This is a genomic window from Pseudoalteromonas sp. MMG022 (assembly GCF_021654245.1).
In the GTDB taxonomy this organism is placed as follows: domain Bacteria; phylum Pseudomonadota; class Gammaproteobacteria; order Enterobacterales; family Alteromonadaceae; genus Pseudoalteromonas; species Pseudoalteromonas amylolytica.
This window is the reverse complement of record NZ_JAKFZQ010000016.1, coordinates 1-18,214: the sequence shown is the minus strand read 5'-3', so window position 1 is coordinate 18,214 and position 18,214 is coordinate 1. Positions and strand designations below refer to the sequence as shown.

The window sequence follows — 18,214 nt, the reverse complement described above, 5'->3', positions numbered from 1 at the left end:
TCATGGAATTAGTCAGAGATATTCAACGAAGAGACTTAAAAGTATCTTTAGATGCCAATGGCGACTTGAAGTTACAAGGTGAACTCAAAAATGCAGACTCTGAGTTTTTGAGTCGCCTGAAGGAAAGTAAAAGTGTATTGGTGGATTGGTTAAGGCAACATAGCCAGAATCATGTCCAGATCGGTAAAGCAGACAGAACGAAACCTCTGTTAGCATCTTTTGCGCAACAGCGTTTATGGCTTGCGCAGCAAATTGATGAGAGCAGTGCTCGCAATCATGTTGTTTTGACTACTCAAATTGACAACGGCGTAGATAAAAATGCTTTTAAACAAGCATTGGCACACATTGTTCAACGACACGAAGTCTTAAGAACTACATTTGTGGCATCAAGTGTAGGCGTTGAACAATGCATACAACAAAGCGTTCAAATACCTACCCACTTTGAAGTAATAAACTATATATCGCACGCAAAGCTACACGAGCAAATTCAATCGAAGCTGCAATTAGAGAACCAAGAGTCTTTTGATTTGGAAGAGGGTCCGTTGATGCGTGTCTGTGTATTGGAATGCGCTAACGACCAAGAGAAAAAGCTAACCGTTGTTAATTTTTGCTTTCATCATATTGTTACAGATGCGGTATCGACCGACATTTTCCTTACCGAGTTTATGCACTGTTACACAAAGTTCCTACAAGGCAGCGAACCGAACCTGCCTGAATTACAGATCCAATATGCTGACTTTGCCCAGTGGCAACAAGAATTAGAAAACAGAGGCGGGTTTGAGCGACAGAAGGCATTTTGGCGGGAGCAGCTAAAAGATGCCCCCCATGTACACTGTTTACCTTTAGATGGTCTAAGAAAGGCGCAATCGGCTAACCGAGCAGGTGAAGTCCGTTTACTTTTAGGCAGTGAAGACACCGAGGCGTTAAAAGCGTTTGCTAAAAAGCGTGGTGTTACGTTATTTATGTTGTTACATGCGGCATTGGGACTGGTGATATCCAAGCACAGTCAACATGACACGGTTGTTATCGGTTCCCCCGTTGCTAACAGAACGAATGCTGAAACGACTGGACTAATGGGGTTTTTTGTTAATAACCTTGTGCTACGCACGTCGACGAGTCACGACACGGTAGAACAGTATTTATCGCATGTGCAGTCAGTAAATCAACTATCACAAAGCAACCAAGAACTGCCTTTTGAGTTGGTTCTAGAAGCTGCAGGTGCGAGTCGAAGTAACTTATATAATCCACTTTTTCAAATTATGCTTAATTTGAAAAATGAGGATGAAGAGTTTGTTGAAGTCCTAGAGGGAACTCGCGGATATAGTTCGAAGAGTGAACAAATAAAGTTTGACATTGATATAAACTTTCGTAACTATGATAATGAGTTAGAGCTTATTTGGGCGTATAATACAGACTTGTTTGGTACGCATAGAATGGAAGTCATGGCGCAACAAACTATGGATAGTTTAAGGCAGTTTACAAGGATAGAAAATCTTAATGATGTTGCGGTTTCTGAATTGTTAGCTGCAACTTCTGATGAGATTGATCACCTTATGGCGCTGTCTAATTCACGTCACAAAAGCGACAGTGAAAGACCGCGGACTGAGCTCATTCATGAGCTGTTCAATGCGCAAGCTAAGTGCAATCCTAAAAGAGCCGCGATTGTAGATGTTCAAGGCACAATTTCCTACCAGCTTCTGAATGAGCGAAGCAACCAACTAGCAAATTACCTGATAAAAAATGGGGTGCAGAAGCATGCGCGCGTTGGCATATTATTAACGAGACAGGCTGAGTTTTTCGTTACTTTGTTAGGTATTTTAAAAGCTGGTGCTGTTTATGTGCCATTTGACCCTGAGCATCCGGTTCAAAGGCTTTCCTACATGCTTGAGGATTGTGCCCCTCAAGTCTTGATTACTTGTGAAGGTGAAGCAAAGCACATTGCTGAGCTTCAGAGCCAGTGTCAAATAATCCAAATCGATTCGAATCAAGTCCGACAAGATATTGCTGATTGCGAAATTGATTCCGTGCATGTCGCTTTTCAACTTTCAGCGAATGATCCGGCCTATATTATTTATACTTCAGGCTCTACCGGTCAGCCAAAGGGCACGGTAATTAGCCATCGCAGCGTTTCTTGGTTCGCACATTGGCAACAACAAGCATTTGACGTGTCTTCAGACAGTAAAGTACTGCAGTATTTTCCTTATTGCTTTGATGCCAGTGTGTGGGAATGGTGTATGGCACTATGCTCAGGTGCATCTTTACATCTTTGTACGAAGGAAGAGCGCTTGTGTAGTGAAACATTGCAAAACAAGATGATTGATGAACAAATCACTCACGCTACCTGTACGCCCAACGTATTCAAATTTATCTCAAGCAAAGAAGCATACACTTTAAAGTACTTGTTTATTGGTGGCGAAGCTGTACCACAAGCGTTATGTAATGAATGGAGCGAGAAGTATCAGTTTGTTAACTGCTATGGGCCTACCGAAACCACGGTCATTTCTAGTTACTCGATATTGTCTCCTAATGAGCCTGTAAATATAGGTAAACCAACTTTGGGAGCACACCATTTCGTGCTCAATGAAAACAAGGAAATGGTGCCGTTTGGTGCCGTGGGAGAGCTTTACATTGGCGGTGAGCAACTTGCGATTGAATACCTTAATCAACCAGAGTTAACAGCAGAGCGCTTTTCTATGGTGACTTTATCGGATGGGGTAAAGCGCCGCTTATATCGCACTGGTGATATTGTTAGGTTTAATCACAATGAAAAGCTAGAGTTTTTAGGTCGCGTTGATAAGCAAGTAAAAGTGCGTGGTAATCGAATCGAGCTAGAAGAAATAAAATTCCATATCAACGTCAGTGATGCCATTTCAGCGTGTGAAGTGTTAGTCATTAATTCGGCGTCTGTACACCCTGTGATAGCTGCGTTTTTGGTGCCACACTCGAGTGCATGTGCTGATGATGAGAAAGCACGGCATGAGAAAGAAATCATAACAAGGTTACGTGCTGCACTTCCCAGTTATATGCAGGTTCAATCTTTCGTTTGGTTAGAGCACTTACCCTTTACGGTGAACGATAAAATAGATACTGAAAAACTAACCGAGTTGTTTTGTACTGAGGTTGGCAACAAAGAAAGAAAGGGGCCCAGCTTCGATTTAGAAGAGGCGGTTTTCAAGCAATGGGAAACACATATTCCAGCGGAGCGTATTGGGGTCGATGACAACTTTTTTGCGCTTGGTGGACACTCTATTTTAGCGGTTCGGATATTGTCTGAGCTGAATAGCTCGTTCAATGTCAAGCTTGAACTCAAAGACCTTTTTGAGAACGCTACGATAGAAGAGTTGACGCTAGTACTGGCGGAAAAAATAGCGATGCAGCAGCAAACAGAAGAAGCGTTTGAAGCGTTTTTTATGTCGCTTCCTAACGATATCGCTCAACAGGTTTTGAGTAAATTAGTTGAGCATTAACGCATTGTTATTCCTCACTTTAAATAATAACTAAAACAAATAAGAATCAAGGTTAGAAATGGATAGCGATTTACTTAAGAGTGCTTTTAAGTCTGTAAAGTTCAAGCAGGAAAATAGCAACGAGATTAAGATATTAAACAAAACCCAAGGTCCCCAATCTCATGCTCAAGAGAGGCTTTGGCTACATTACCTTTTGGAACCTACGGCCAATGCCTACAACCTTAACCTGTCCTATCGCATAACGGGGGAGGTAGACTTTGATCTGTTTAAACAAGCCGCAGAAAAGCTGGTTGCGAGAAATCAGGAACTTCGCACCAACTTTGCCCAGGTGGATGGGGAAAATATTCAGATTATCAATGATGAGGTCGTCTTGCCTGTGTCATTTTATGATCTGTCAAACCCTGAATTTTCAAGTGATCTTGATAAAGCCATAGCGAAAATTGAGCAGGAACAGATTTTACCTGCTTTTAATATGACGGATGATTGCTTAGTGCGCTTTAGTTTGGCCCGCCTAGGTGACAATGATTATATTATGACAATTGTTGTTCACCATATTCTATGTGATGGTTGGGCTGCGTTTTTGCTTGCTGATGAATTTCAAAAAATCTATCGCTGTTTAGCGGATGGTCATGAGCTGCCAGCAAAGCAGCCAAAGGTGTCCTATTTGGATTATTCGATTTGGGAGCGAAGTCAGCAGCGCCAAGCCTATTATGATGAAGCAATCGCTTATTGGCGAGATGTGCTGCATGATTTACCTAAACTGAATCTATTTCAAACACAAAAAGATTCAAAGCAACCAAAGCAGGGTAAATTGTGTAAGGTAAATTTGAACCCAGAGCAACTCAAGCAGATAAAAGATTTTTGCAACCATAGTCGCCTGACTTTGAATATGTATTTGCTAACATGCTATCAGCTAGTATTGGGTCGATTTAGCGGTCAAAATGACATTGCTGTTGGCGTATCTGTGGCGAATAGAGATAACAAGCAGCTTCATGATCTGGTTGGTTTCTTTACGAACTTATTGGTGATTAGAAACCAATGGGATGACACGACAAATAACATTCAACTGCTTGAGTCTGTGAAAAGCAACATGTTGGATGCAATGAAGTATCAGGATGTCTCGTACCATCATGTGAAGAAAGCTGTTTCAAACAGTGGTGCAAGAGAAAGTTCAGAGCTGTTTCAGGCAAACTTTTTTATGACGGAGCAGCTAAAAGAAATCGGCGACGGTGAAAGTGGCTTTGCTGGCATGACTTCGCAAAGGCTTATGCTTAATGAAACTGCAAACTTGTATGACCTGACTTTATCAGCTGAAGTCTCTGAGCGGGGATTAGACAGCTCATTTTTCTTTGATGAAACCAAATTTGACCCATTTATCATCGAACAATTGGCCGCGGCTTTTAACGATGCGCTGCTTAATTTATGTGCTCATCCTCAAGCTAGGGTGCATGACTATGAATTGGTCGATCGCCAACAACAGTTTTTAAACAGTGTTTATCAAGGTACCACCAGAGATATAAATAAACACGGTGACAACCTTTTCGATTGCTTTTATCGCCAAGCACAACTCCACCCAGATAGGGAATGTCTAGTTTATAAAGAGAACAAGCTTACTTATCAACAGGTTCTCACACGCGCAAATCGCCTATCTCATTACTTGCTGGAAGTTGGTGTTGAGCCAAAAACCAAAGTAGGGATCTCACTTACGTCTAAAATGGAAGTCGCGATATCGACATTAGCTATCCTTCAAATCGGCGCAGTCTACGTTCCATTAGACCCAGCGGGCAGCAGCGAATACTTTGATCAAACGATTAAAGTGGCCGCTTTGCAAGCGCTTATTAGTGAAGAGGATGTACTAGATAATCTGCCTTCTTTCTTACTTAACTTTGTAGAAGTCATAGCTGTGGATGAGGAAGAAGAAGACATTGCGCAGTGTAGCGATAACTGTGTTGAGGGTGGCTATATAGCCAATAACTCTGATCTTGCCTATGTCATGTTTACATCGGGTTCTACGGGTAAGCCAAAAGGAGTACAGATCACCCATGGAAATATCTTAAGAACCTTGAGTGATCCTAATTACCTTCCTATTAATGCTGAAGATAGAGTGATGCATGCAGCCCCCATTACGTTTGATGGCTGTACGTTAGAAACGTGGGCTGCGTTTCTAAATGGCGCCGCACTTGTAGTCGTGAATGACAATCGAATTGACCTTGAGCAAATTGAAGATTGTTTAGTTAACCAGCGCATTACTTTAGCATGGTTAACTTCTGTCATGTTTAATACCTTTGTAGATTATCGAATTGATGCTCTAAGAGGTCTTAAACAGTTGATGATTGGAGGGGAGGTCGTCTCTCCCAAACACATCAAAAAGGCGATGGAACAGCTTTCAGAGTTAGCTATTTACAACGGCTATGGTCCGACAGAATGTACGGTATTTTCGTCCATGCAGCTTATTCAGCAACGAGATTTATCGAGGATCAGCATCCCCATTGGTAAACCTGTCGATAACACTCGTTTGTACATTTTGGGTCGTAATGAAGAGCTATTACCACCAGGTGGGATAGGTGAGCTTGTCATCGCTGGTGATGGCGTAGGTGTTGGTTATATCGGTGTGGATGATGTAATAAAGCATAAGTTTAAACCTTGGTCTCATGGACAGTTATCAGAAGATCGCGTTTATTTTACAGGCGATTTGGTAGCATGGAATCAGTTTGGTGAACTAGAGTTTGTGGGCCGTACTGATGAGCAAGTAAAACTTAATGGTCATCGTATTGAATTAACCGCTATAGAAAGCGCAGCCCTAGAGCTAGAAGGCGTCGCACAATGTAAAGCAATCATACAAACGATGCCTGACAAAAAGCTACTGACGCTATTTTGGGTCGCGGCAGATAGCGTTCAAGTCACAGAATCTGCACTTCGAAAGCATCTAAAGTCCAAACTTCCGACAAATATGCAGCCAAGTGTATTTGAAAAGGTTGAATCATTTGAATTCACTCGCAATGGTAAGCTCGATGTCAGAAAGCTCAAAATGGTTAAAGCTAAGGAAGAAGATGATACTAAGTCTAGCTTTGTAGAAGCGAGCAATGAATCTGAGGCGCTACTGATAAAAATTGCGTCACAGATACTTTATCTGCCACAGGTTAATTTAGCTGATAACTTCTTTAATTTGGGGGGCGACTCATTATCTGCGATTCAACTCAAATCTGAGTTACAGAAGGTTGGCTATGATATTGATATAGAAAAGATATTTGAAGCTGATAGTTTAGTGGAGATAGCTGCTGAGATAGAGGTGGCTGATTTTGAGAAAAGTGGCAGCACAACGAGCAGTAAACAAAGTTATCCTTTATCGAGTTTGCAGTTAGGTATGTTGTTCCACAGTAACATGGATCAAAGTACGGCTTGTTACCATGATATAAGTAGCTACGAACTCGATTTTTACGTTAACGTTGAAGCGCTCAAGGTTACGCTTAACGCCATTATCACAAAACACGAAATACTACGTACGGTATTTGATTTCTCAGATCTTGCAAATCCTCGTCAGCGAGTATTAATGCACTTTGATACTCCATTATCTGTTATAGATCTACAGGACCTTAGTGAGCAAGAAGTTGCTTGGTCGCTAGATAATTGGTCAGATTCGGAGAAAAGAGAAGGCTTTGACTGGGCCGTTACACCACCTTGGCGTGTAGTCATTCACCAATTGCCGCAAGACAAGACCATGGTACACCTGAGTTTTCACCATGCTCTTTTAGATGGCTGGAGTGAAGCTGCACTAGTCACTGAAATTTTGCAGCAATATCAGCAGTACATGGACATGGGAGTGCTTAATGAAGAGAAATTGTCTATCCAGTACAGTAGCTTCATTGAGAAAGAGCAGGCTGCGTTAAATAATACAGATCACCGCAATTTCTGGGCCAGCTATCTTAATGATTGTGACTTCAGCAACGAGTTAAACTCACAGGTAGCGAAGGGTGAAGCGAAAGATATTTATCTAGATTTATCATCGTCATTGAGTAACCAGCTCGTTACAACAGCAAAGCGCTTGAATGTGCCTTTAAAGTCTTTATTGCTAACTGCGCATATGGTTGCTTTATCTGGCTTGTTTAAAACTCATGATGCTTTATCTTGCTACGTTTCTAATGGACGTAACGACGGCGTAGATGGTGATAAAGTGCTTGGTTTGTTTTTGACGGTTCTCCCATTTAGGTTGACGATTAAAGAGCAAGGCTGGGATGATTTAATTACGTCGGTATGGCAGTTAGAGCGGCAAATTTATTCACATAGGTTTTACCCTTTAGCTGAAATACAAAAACAAACAGGGCTTTCTCACGCTAGCAATATTTTGTTTAACTACACTGATTTTCATGTATTGAAGCAGGTAGAAAGCGAAAACAGTCGAATTACACGCTCAATTGCGGGTGACACAGGAATCCCACTCAGTGTCGACTTTTTTATGGCAAATGGCGATATTAAGGGTTGTATTGGTTATCTCAGCACGCATGTTGATGATGAGAAAGCCCTTGAGCTTGAGTCTCTTATTAATTTAGTACTCAAAGAAATGGTTGAAGCAACCCCTGCAATTCAGCCAGAAGAGGTGTGCCGCCTACCTCGCCATAAAGGCATGGGCAACAGCTCGATTCTAATCAATGAAGACTATCAAAGCGTTGCGGATATTGTTTCAGAGAAAAAGTCAGTTTTAACGTTATTCAACGCGCATTTACAAAATGCTCCAGACAACCTTGCCGTTATTGAAGGGGATAGATCATTATCGTACCAAGAGTATGAATCGCTCAGCAATCTATTTGCTAACACTTTGTTGGCCAAAGGGGTTAAAGCTGGAGATACGATAGCTATCTATTCAAAGGGCTCAATGGACAGTTTGGTTGCAGTGCTTAGTGTACTTAAAGTAGGCGCAAAGTTTGTAAACCTAGATCCTCGCCATCCAATTGATCGCTTATCGCAAATAATTCTTGATGCCAATGTGAAACTACTTTTGCATGACTCATTGGAACAATTTTCAAGCAATTCACAGGCATTGGTAGAGACGTTCTCAATTGGTGATATCTCAAAGCCTACGGACTCCAATTTGCATGAGCTTCAATGTACAACTCAAATAGAGCCAAATTCTGTGGCGTGTTTGATCTTCACTTCGGGGACCACGGGCAAACCAAAAGGTGTGTGTTTAGATCATGCTAACCTTTTATCTTATGCAGTGTCTGCACAACAAGATTATGCGATAAGTAACTCAGATAGGGTTATGCAATACTCGAACTTGAGCTTTGATATATTCCTAGAGGAACTATGCCTGTCTATCTTTGCTGGCGGTACTTTGGTTATCGACAACAGTAAATCATTGTCATGTGCGCAGTTGCTTCAAGTGTTCGAAAAGCATCAAGTTTCAGTGCTGACTTTACCAACAGGGTTTTGGGCATCCATGGTATTGGAGCTCGAGCAAGATGCAAGACTCACTATGCCTGCCAGCGTAACAACGTGTATTGTTGGTGGCGAAGCGATGAATGAAAAGGTTGCAGCAAGTTGGCATAAAGTTACAGCCAACAGAACTGATCTAATTAACACCTATGGGCCCACCGAAACGACATGTGTAACAACAAGTTATCGTGTTACTCCAGAACATAAAAATGAGTTGCCGATAGGGCGTCCATTGGCCAACAGCATTTGTGTTGTTGTGGATGAGAAAGGCGATGTAGTACCTCATGGCGGTGTAGGGGAGCTGTTAATTGGTGGTCAAGGGGTGTGTGGCAACTATTTGAACTTGGACTCTGATAGCGACACTGATACGTTTGTAGAAAATCGCTTTAATGTATTTGGAGGCAGGCTTTATCGCTCTGGTGACTTAGTAAAGCTCAACGATGAGGGACAGCTGCAGTATCTTGGACGAAAAGACAAACAGGTTAAGATAAGGGGTTATAGAGTTTCACCTATTGAAGTGAATGAAAAAGTTAATGCGCATCCACATGTGCTAAAAAGTCATGTTGTAATTAACTCAGTTCAGGTCATCGCGTTTTACATTGCAAATGACAATTCCAAAGATGAAAACAGCCTAGCTCAGATAATCCATGATGATTTAATCACCACTCTACCTAGCTATATGCTGCCATCCGTGTATCAGCGAATTGACGCTTTGCCACTGACACCAAACGGTAAAGTGGATGAGTCTCAACTATTAACGCTGCTTCAACAGAATAATGCTGAACGGGCATTAACGACACAGACAGAGCAAGAGATAGCAAACATTTGGGCGTTTTTATTTGCACAAGATATAGCATCTTTTAACGCTGACAGTGAATTTTTCATGTTGGGTGGTGATTCATTAAAAGCGGTTGTGTTAATTGAACAGATAAGAGAAAGCTTTGGTATAAGCCTATCTATCATTGAACTTTATAACGCAACAACCATTGAAAGATTGGCGAGAACCATAGATAAGGCTAAGCAAAGTAAAGGGCAAGCTTTTGTCAAAAAAGTGCGAACAGTAACACAAAGCGCTCCCACTTTGGTGGCCATTCACCCCGTTGAAGGCACTGCGGGGGGTTATATGCGACTATTAGAGGGCATTGATGCACAGGCCAATATATTAGCCTTTGAGCGTCCAGAGTTGGCGGATTCAGATACAGTTACCTACAAGACGATTGAGACACTAGCGAATACGTACTGCCAAGGTTTACAAAACTATGATGGGGAGTTGATCTTGATTGGCTGGTCTTTGGGCGGAACAATTGCTTTTGAAATGGCTTCAAATCTTGAGGCGATGGGGAAAAAGGTCACGCATTTGATCATGCTTGATAGTTATTTTGCAAGTCATAGAGTTATTGCAAATAAGCTACCTCCACTTCAAGAGCAGGAGACATTTAGTTCAGAGCAATGGCAAGGGATCTATAAAGAGATCGCGCAAATCGCCAAAGATTCACTAAATTTGTCTTTGATAAGTCGCTCAAACACGCTTTCTGAGGTCGCAGTATTAAATGCAATAGCACAAGAAAATTACACGCCACATGGCAAGTTATCCTGTGCAGTCACGCGCTTTGTCGCAGGAGAAAGCGATATAAAACTTGATGATACGCTATCTCAATACACGGATGGTGGATTAGAAGAAATCACACTATCAGCAAACCACTATTCAATTATGACGCAACCTGCGGTCACTGAAATCAGTAATTATCTTAATCGAATTTGTAAATCAACTAAGGATGTTTAGATTTAATAATGGCTAATAATAATACACTTTATCTAATGGGCGGCATGCCTAAATCTGGCACATCTTGTCTTGCCGGTGCGCTTTATGAACTGGGTTTGGAAATGAACCTAGGTAATGTTAACGCAAATCTACAGCTTTTTGCGCCGTCATCAGGGGAAGAATTTATCACCGAAGACAAGTACTACATGTATGAATCTGGTGGACTAATGACGTTAAATGAGCAAATGTTACGAGGTGCTATTTCGGGCTGGGAGCATTACTCAACAGCGAGAAACCCAGGCTCTGGCAGTATGCTAAATCCTCCTCATGTTGACAGCTTGTGGATGGACGAAAGGGTTCTTTCTATTATTTCATCTTTTGCTATGACTTCATTGAAAGAGTTCCCATTTGGGATTAAAGACCCACGAATCACGTTTCTATACTCCATTTGGGCAAAAGGCGTTGAGCTGGCAGGTATTAAAGCCAAGGGTATTTTTTCAGTTAGACCACCATTGTCGGCAGCTCATGCATTAGTGACAAGAGGGTGGATGAACAGCTATGACTCGGCGCTTGAGCTTTGGTTGAGATATAACCGTACAGTATTGAAGTGGGCACAAGAGGAAGAGGCACAAGTCGTTATTTACAACCAAGATGACACGTATCTGACACAAATCGAGGCATTGTGCGAGCAAATTGGATTAAATTATCAACAACATGTCATGGACAAGTTTTATAAAGCCGCTTCACCTGAAGATATTGACCCCGCTATTCTTGCGAATCACCCAATGAAGCGCAGTATAGAGGATGTCTTTCAGGCGTTAGTTGAAAGCCGTGTTGGTAACAAATAATGGCGGCGCTACAAAAACCCAATAGTCAGGTAGAACTGACTATTGGCTTCATCTTGATAGTTATCTTGGTGACGTTTCAAGTGACACTGAGAGATTTAGCTTTGCCTGAAGTTCAGCCTAGTGACAGTACCTCATTCTCTGCTAATAGGGCATTGGTGGACTTAAAGGCATTAAATCCTGACAGTAAACCTCATCCAGGTGGGAGTGCCCAAAATGAGCGAATTGGAAATGCAATCGTTGATAAACTAGTTAGCCTAGGGTATCAGCCAGATATTCAAGAGCAATTTTACTGTAATGAATACAGCAACGTTGCTGTAGAGTGTATGACAGTGCGTAATATTGTGGTGCATATACCTGGTAAAAAGCCGCAAGAAAATGTGCTGTTGTCAGCGCACTACGACTCGGTAGCGGCTGGTCCTGGGGCAGCTGACGCAGGGGTTGCTGTGGGCACTTTGCTTGAAGTTGCACGTCTTATGAAAGATCGGCCCCAAAGTAATATTGGCATGGTCCTACTATTTAACGAAGGCGAAGAAGACGGATTATTTGGTGCGCGAGCTTTTACACAGCACCACCCGTTAGCTAAGCAAGTAAAACTGGCTTTGAATATAGAAGCGCGTGGCAGTGCAGGTTACAGTGTGTTGTTTGAAACGGGCACGAATAGCGGCGAGCTGGTTAAAACCTATGCAGCGCAAATGACACCAATTTGGACTAACTCCCTGTTTGGTGAAGTATATCGTTTCATGCCAAATTTTACGGACTTTAACGAATACCATAAATTGGAATTGCCAGGGCTTAATTTTGCCAATGCAGAAATGGAACCACATTATCACACACCGCTTGATAATTTTGACAACTTAAACCTTCAGACTTTACAGCACCACGGTGACAATGTCTGGCTGTTTTTAGATGCAATCCTAGAGCGTGAAGATTTAGCTTTCAAAAAAGAAAACATTGTTTTTACGGACCTGTTCGGCTGGCTACTCATTTATTGGGCAAATGGCACTACGATGCTGCTTCTGGGTATATCGTCAGTGTTATTAGTGGCTTCAGTTTATGCTGCTCGTAAGCATAAGCAAGCTACAATAAAAGGCGTGTTAGCCGGTTGGTTAACCGTTTTAGCGTTAGTATTACTGTGTGCTATTTTCGCTCAGGTATGGCAGTTAGTGGTCCAAACATTGACTGGCACAGGGCCTTGGCGTTCTTCCATTATTGCCATTTCGCTTAGCATTTGGTTTATCTGTGGCTTTGTTCTGCTGCTCTTTGGTCGTCTGTTTGCGAAAAAGCTGACGAGTATGGACTTACATTTAGGTTTGTTAACATTTTTCCTTATGTTTGCAGCGATAACAGCCGTGCTAGCTGTAGGAGTGAGTTATTTATTTATCATTCCGTTACTCGTTATCTTGCCAATAACAACCATAATGCTGTTTGTACACCGAGATAATGCAGAACCTTTGGTGTGGAGTTACCGATTAGCTATCTGTGTAGTCTTGTTTGTTTTTTACCCAGTTATTCAAATAGCTGATATTTTATTTAGCTATAACCTATCTGCATTTCAAGGCCTTATTTGGGGATGTATTTTTGCGAGCTTACTGAGTGCTGTGCCAGTCAAAGAGGTGCCGGTAAAAAAATTAAGAAGGCTGTTCCTCGTATTCAGTGTGATCTTCTTAGCTGCGACGTTTATACAAAAACCATTTACTGAAAATAAACCTCAGGGGCTAAACTTGCAGTATATGGAAGATGACTCTACAGCAAGCGTGATTGCGGGTGTGCCACGTAAAAAGTTAGCACCTGAATTACGTCAAGCTTTACCAAACTTGAAAGTTGACACCCCTTTTGCATGGGAACAACAACGTTATCGTGTAGAGCAGTCTGAATCGCAACAAATAACCCCACATATTCAGCTTGAATCACAACTGATAGATAACCAGTTGCACTTAGGTATTGATGCTCAGCAAGGTCATAATCTTCTGAATGTAAAAGTGTACTTTGCGGCTGATTCTAAGTTGACAGAAATTGTGAGTCGTGAACACCAACATGTGTACGATCCGCAAACCACGAAGCATAGAGACATGCTGTCGTATTCGTGTTTAGGCTATACGTGTGCAAATCTGAATTTAGTAGCGCATTTTTCTGAGGAACCTAAGGGTGAAGTCTTGGTTGTGGCAAGTTATATGGGTCTGCCGAAGTCAAAGCAACACCTGATTGAAGCGAGAGGAAAGCGCTCAGTGCCGAGGAATCAAGGCGATCTGACTATGTCAGTTAAGTCTATTACGCTTGGTACAAGCGGCTCACAGGAGTAATTTAATGACTTGGTTACTAAATAGGCGAGTGGTAATCATTGGTGCTTTGGCGTTTGTCACAAGCACCATCTCTGCTGTTTTGTCTCTTTATCTACTATTTGAAGTATCTAATAACATCAGCCAAGAGCAAGGGCAAACACAGTTGCACCCTGCTTTTTTCATGATGTTGATATTGCTACTGACGATAATGATAGGTTCACGCTATATCTTATCAAAATTTTCGTCGGGGATAGTGTACGCATTACGCAAGTCTTTGGTTGATAAAATTGGCAGTAATCGATTTCAAAGAATACAGCAACTTGGAGAAACACGGCTTTACAATGTGCTATTGAATGACGTAGACAATGTTTCTCAAACATTTGCGAACCTACCCATGCTTTTCTACAACATGATCACGATGCTGCTGGCACTGCTTTATTTAGCGAGTTTGTCACCGTATTTATTTATGTTTTTGGTTGCAGTGATGGTACTCAATGTCTTTTTATCTAGAGGCTATTTTCAAGTTGCGACCAATATTGGAGATAGTCTGAGAAGTAAAAAGGATGGGCTAATAGAAAAATATAAAGGACTTATCTTTGGTAAAAAAGAGCTTCAGATAAATGCCAAGCGTAATGAGTTTTTAATTGAACAACGTATTATGCCCCAGCTTAGCGACTTGGAGCGTTTACAAAGAAGTAATCAGTTTGTATGGGGCGTGCACAACTCAATTGCGGTAGTTTCAATGTTCTTGCTATTTGGCTTTGTTGTCAAAAGTGAGGGAATTGTCAGCAACGCAGTGGCATTACAGTTTTTAGTCGCGGTGATGTATTTTAGTGGTGTCTTCAGAGAGTTAGTAGGTTATATCGAAGTATATTCAAATGGCGTTATTGCAGCGAAAAGAATTGAAGCTGTATTTGAAGAAACAAATGCTGAAGAAGCTTATAAAGCTGAGGAAGTAAAGTCGTTTACACAATGGACTCATCTACATATCGAGAACTTAACTTATCAATATGGCGAAAAATCTGACCAAGGATTCTCGTTTGGCCCAATTAACCTATCAATCAAGCGTAATGAAGTACTTTTCATCATCGGCGGAAATGGCAGTGGCAAGTCCACTTTCATAAAGCTATTGATGGGTCTTATTGCGAGTGAGCAGGGTTCGATAAAACTGGATAGTGAAGTAATAGGCAAGAATAACACCGAGCGCTATGTCCAGTTATTTAGTGCAATTCACTCTGATATGTATTTATTCCGCGAAATTCTTGACCATAATGGCGAACGAGCTGAACGGAATAAAGTAAATGAATTATTTGAGGTTTTTGGCCTAACAGACCGTGTTAAAGAAGATGAGGAGGGGTTTGCGGTTAATGCGCTTTCTCAAGGGCAAAAGAAAAGGTTTGCCATGGTGAATACCATCTTAGAGGACCGTGACATCATTATTCTAGATGAATGGGCAGCGGATCAAGATCCTCAGTTTAGGAAAGCGTTTTATAGAAACCTGATTCCTGAATTGAAAAGCAAGGGGAAAACCCTAATCGTGATTAGCCATGACGATCATTATTTTGATGTTGCGGATCGCGTCATCAAATTTGATGCTGGGAGTTGTAAAGAGCTGTGCGTCAAGGACTATTTAAGTACTAAAAACATGTTGAAGGAGGATGTGTGTCTATAAGAAATATAGAAAAAATCTGGTTAGATGGAGAGTTGAAATCGAATGAGGATGCGGTTGTTCATTGTGCGACCAACACATTGCATTATGGCTTGGGCGTCTTTGAAGGTATTCGGTCATACTCGGATGGCGAGAATAGTTACATTTTCAGGCTAGACGAGCATGTTAAGCGTTTGTTTGATAGTGCTCTGATCATGAATATAACGATTCCGTATACTCATGATGAAGTAAAACGAGCAATTGAAGACACAATTGTCGCAAACAACCTTAAAGAAGCCTACATCAAGCCAATGGTTTATTTAGGCAGTGAGAGTCTAAGCCTCGATACTCGAGAGCATACGGTTCATTTAATGGTGATAGCTTGGTCTGCATATAACTACGCAAGCAATGGTGCGCAGGGAATAAAGATGAACGTGTCATCTTTCACGCGACACCATGTCAACATAGCGATGACAAAAGCAAAAGCGAACGGCAATTATATGAACTCTCAGCTCGCATTACGAGAAGCAAAGAATGCGGGGGTTGATGATGTTTTTCTCTTAGACTCTGATGGTTATGTTTCCGAAGCGACAGGTGCAAACGTCTTCATGGTCAGCAATGGAGTGCTTTATACGCCAGAACTAGCGAACTGCCTAAATGGATTAACGCGACAAACCGTTATGCAGCTTGCGAAAGATGCGGGAATTGAAGTTGTTAGTAAGCGGATAACGCGAGATGAGTTATATATTGCTGATGAGGTATTTATCACGGGCACAGCAGCTGAAATTTTGCCTGTGTGCGAAATTGATAATCGAACTGTTGGTAAAGGCTGTGTAGGTGAATTAACACAGTCATTTATTAATGACTATCAGCTTATGGTAAGAGCAAAGTTACCAAACTATACAAGATGGAATTATAAACTAAATATTCTTTAGGACGAGTTATGGAAAATAAAATAATAATAGAAAATATGTTTTTGATTATCGACTCAGGAGAGTTTGATCGACTAGTTGAAGTTTTTCATCCGGATGTTGTTTATCAGCGCCCCGGGTACTCAAATATTGAAGGGTTGGAAGACTTAGAAAACTTTTATAAAAATGTCAGAGTTGTAAGACGGGGGCTTCACACCATTAATGACCTAGTTTGTGAGGGAGAAAAGTTGGTGTGTATTGGTGCATTTGAGGGAGAAAATTCCAAAGGGCAAAGTTTAGAAACTCGATTCTCAGACGTTTACCAACTCAAAGACGGAAAAATTAGTCATCGAGAGACTTACTTTTTTAAACCTTATATTTAGTCGTATCAATAAAAAAAATTACATATGGAGATAAAACATGAATAAAAAAGTTAGCGTTATTTTTACTTTTCTTTTTGGTCTACTTTTTGGCCCAGTGGTTGCTGCTGAATTTAAAGAAGGGGTTGATTATGAGCAGCTGGAAACTGTTGATGAAAGTTTAAATGGTAAGGTGATAGAAATATTCAGCTACCATTGCCATTATTGTTATAGAGCGATGCATAGTGTAAAAGCATTTAAGAAGCAGATGCCAAAAGGAATGATCTTACAACATGTGCCAGTAACATTTGGATATAGTCAATTAGACTCATTTGCAACAACAGCTTTACTGTTAAGCGAATTGGACTTAATGGAGGAGTTACATGAGTATACTTTCCACATTGCCAAAATGCCGATTAAAGGTGAAAAGCATTATAACAAGCTAGAAAATATGGAAGGCGTTAAAGCATATTTACTAGAGCAAGGTGTATCTGAATCTCAGTATCAACAGGCACTTAAAAACATCGAAGAAAAGCAGTTAATTAAAAAATACAATAAACTGGCCTCGAAATATCAAGTGGAGGGTACACCTACTTTTATTATCAATGGTAAATACAAGGTAAGTGATTATAAAAAGGGCTCTCAATATGATGAGTACTTCACAGAGTTGTTGTTACATGTTGCAAGCTTGAAGTAATAGGGGCGTGCGAGAGTGAATTCAGACTTTATTTATGGGAGAGCAACATTAGTTGCCTCTCTTCTAACCATAGTATTTCTCATTATTGCTGTGATTATGCAGTACGGGTTTAAAATGATGCCTTGCCCTTTATGCTTAGTGCAAAGAGGTGTTTTTGTTTTACTATTTATAACCATATTATCGGAATACCTAAGCCGCAATAAGGCTAAGGTAAGTGCTACTTTTAGACTGTTTAGTGTTTTTTTCAGCGCAGCAGGTATGGGGATTGCGGGGCGACATGTATGGCTACAAAATACACCAGCATCGGAGCTACCGTCTTGTTTGCCGAGCTTAGACTATCTCATCGATACCTTTAGTTTTGCTCAGATTATAACAAAAGTGTTTGCAGGTTCTTCAGAATGTTCTGAGGTAAGCTGGACCTTTTTAGGTTTAACTATTCCAGAACAAACATTCATTATATTTTTCCTTTATTTTATCTTCAGTTTAATTAAATTCTATCCATTTCTACATCAAGGAAAGTAGAGCTATCTAGTTATTTACAGGGGAATTGTGTGGTAGAAAGTGTTGTAAGAAACTATGTGAGTAAACTTTCTGTTCTCAACGGTGAGTTACTGCAAAGTAAGTATATTCAAGGAGTGGCTCAATCAAGTGCTAACTTGACTGAGCTAGCTCCAGGGAGATTGGCGACCTATGAATACAGAGTTAATCCTTGGCCGTTTTTTATCAATGATGTAAATAAGAAAAAAATAGAGCTGGCTTCAATTAAAATAGTTCAATTGATCCAAAAACTCCTTGTAGGAAAGTGGAGTCAAG

Annotated in this window: 10 protein-coding genes; all 10 read left to right on the top strand. The window is 41.0% G+C overall.

The genetic code is table 11. The features are described 5' to 3' along the window. Nucleotides 1–2: 2 nt before the first annotated feature. Nucleotides 3–3,467, top strand: coding sequence for an amino acid adenylation domain-containing protein (locus L1070_RS14515; RefSeq protein WP_237126071.1), 3,465 nt, complete (start codon nt 3–5; stop codon nt 3,465–3,467). A gap of 58 nt (nt 3,468–3,525) precedes the next feature. Further along, on the top strand, nt 3,526–10,680 hold the full coding sequence (locus L1070_RS14510; protein ID WP_237126070.1) for a non-ribosomal peptide synthetase: 7,155 nt from the start codon (nt 3,526–3,528) through the stop codon (nt 10,678–10,680). Nucleotides 10,681–10,688: 8 nt separating this feature from the next. After that, entirely contained in the window at nt 10,689–11,507 is an 819-nt protein-coding gene (locus L1070_RS14505) for a hypothetical protein (protein ID WP_237126069.1), read from the top strand. After that, nucleotides 11,507–13,807, top strand: a complete 2,301-nt coding sequence (locus L1070_RS14500) for a M28 family peptidase (RefSeq protein ID WP_237126068.1) — start codon at nt 11,507–11,509, stop codon at nt 13,805–13,807. Before L1070_RS14505 ends, L1070_RS14500 begins: the two co-directional genes overlap by 1 nt. 4 nt (nt 13,808–13,811) lie before the next feature. Further along, nucleotides 13,812–15,458: a cyclic peptide export ABC transporter gene (locus L1070_RS14495; protein WP_237126067.1), complete on the top strand. Its 1,647-nt coding sequence runs from the start codon at nt 13,812–13,814 to the stop codon at nt 15,456–15,458. Then, the gene (locus L1070_RS14490) at nt 15,449–16,369 is read left to right on the top strand and encodes a branched-chain amino acid transaminase (RefSeq protein WP_070983518.1); all 921 of its coding nucleotides are present in this window, start codon (nt 15,449–15,451) and stop codon (nt 16,367–16,369) included. Before L1070_RS14495 ends, L1070_RS14490 begins: the two co-directional genes overlap by 10 nt. Nucleotides 16,370–16,377: 8 nt before the next feature. Continuing rightward, nucleotides 16,378–16,728, top strand: coding sequence for a nuclear transport factor 2 family protein (locus L1070_RS14485; RefSeq protein ID WP_070983520.1), 351 nt, complete (start codon nt 16,378–16,380; stop codon nt 16,726–16,728). A gap of 37 nt (nt 16,729–16,765) precedes the next feature. After that, complete coding sequence (locus L1070_RS14480; RefSeq protein ID WP_237126066.1) at nt 16,766–17,401, top strand: DsbA family protein; 636 nt, start codon at nt 16,766–16,768, stop codon at nt 17,399–17,401. A 15-nt stretch (nt 17,402–17,416) separates the two neighbouring features. Next, nucleotides 17,417–17,923, top strand: a complete 507-nt coding sequence (locus tag L1070_RS14475; protein ID WP_237126065.1) for a disulfide bond formation protein B — start codon at nt 17,417–17,419, stop codon at nt 17,921–17,923. Nucleotides 17,924–17,952: 29 nt separating this feature from the next. After that, nucleotides 17,953–18,214, top strand: a 262-nt coding sequence (locus tag L1070_RS14470) for a hypothetical protein (protein ID WP_237126064.1), incomplete at its 3' end; no start/stop codon positions are given.

Excerpts from the sequence above, each read along its gene's own strand:
- L1070_RS14515 (WP_237126071.1), top strand. The coding sequence starts at position 3 with ATGGAATTAGTCAGAGATATTCAACGAAGAGACTTAAAAGTATCTTTA.
- L1070_RS14510 (WP_237126070.1), top strand. The coding sequence starts at position 3,526 with ATGGATAGCGATTTACTTAAGAGTGCTTTTAAGTCTGTAAAGTTCAAG.
- L1070_RS14505 (WP_237126069.1), top strand. The coding sequence starts at position 10,689 with ATGGCTAATAATAATACACTTTATCTAATGGGCGGCATGCCTAAATCT.
- L1070_RS14500 (WP_237126068.1), top strand. The coding sequence starts at position 11,507 with ATGGCGGCGCTACAAAAACCCAATAGTCAGGTAGAACTGACTATTGGC.
- L1070_RS14495 (WP_237126067.1), top strand. The coding sequence starts at position 13,812 with ATGACTTGGTTACTAAATAGGCGAGTGGTAATCATTGGTGCTTTGGCG.
- L1070_RS14485 (WP_070983520.1), top strand. The coding sequence starts at position 16,378 with ATGGAAAATAAAATAATAATAGAAAATATGTTTTTGATTATCGACTCA.
- L1070_RS14480 (WP_237126066.1), top strand. The coding sequence starts at position 16,766 with ATGAATAAAAAAGTTAGCGTTATTTTTACTTTTCTTTTTGGTCTACTT.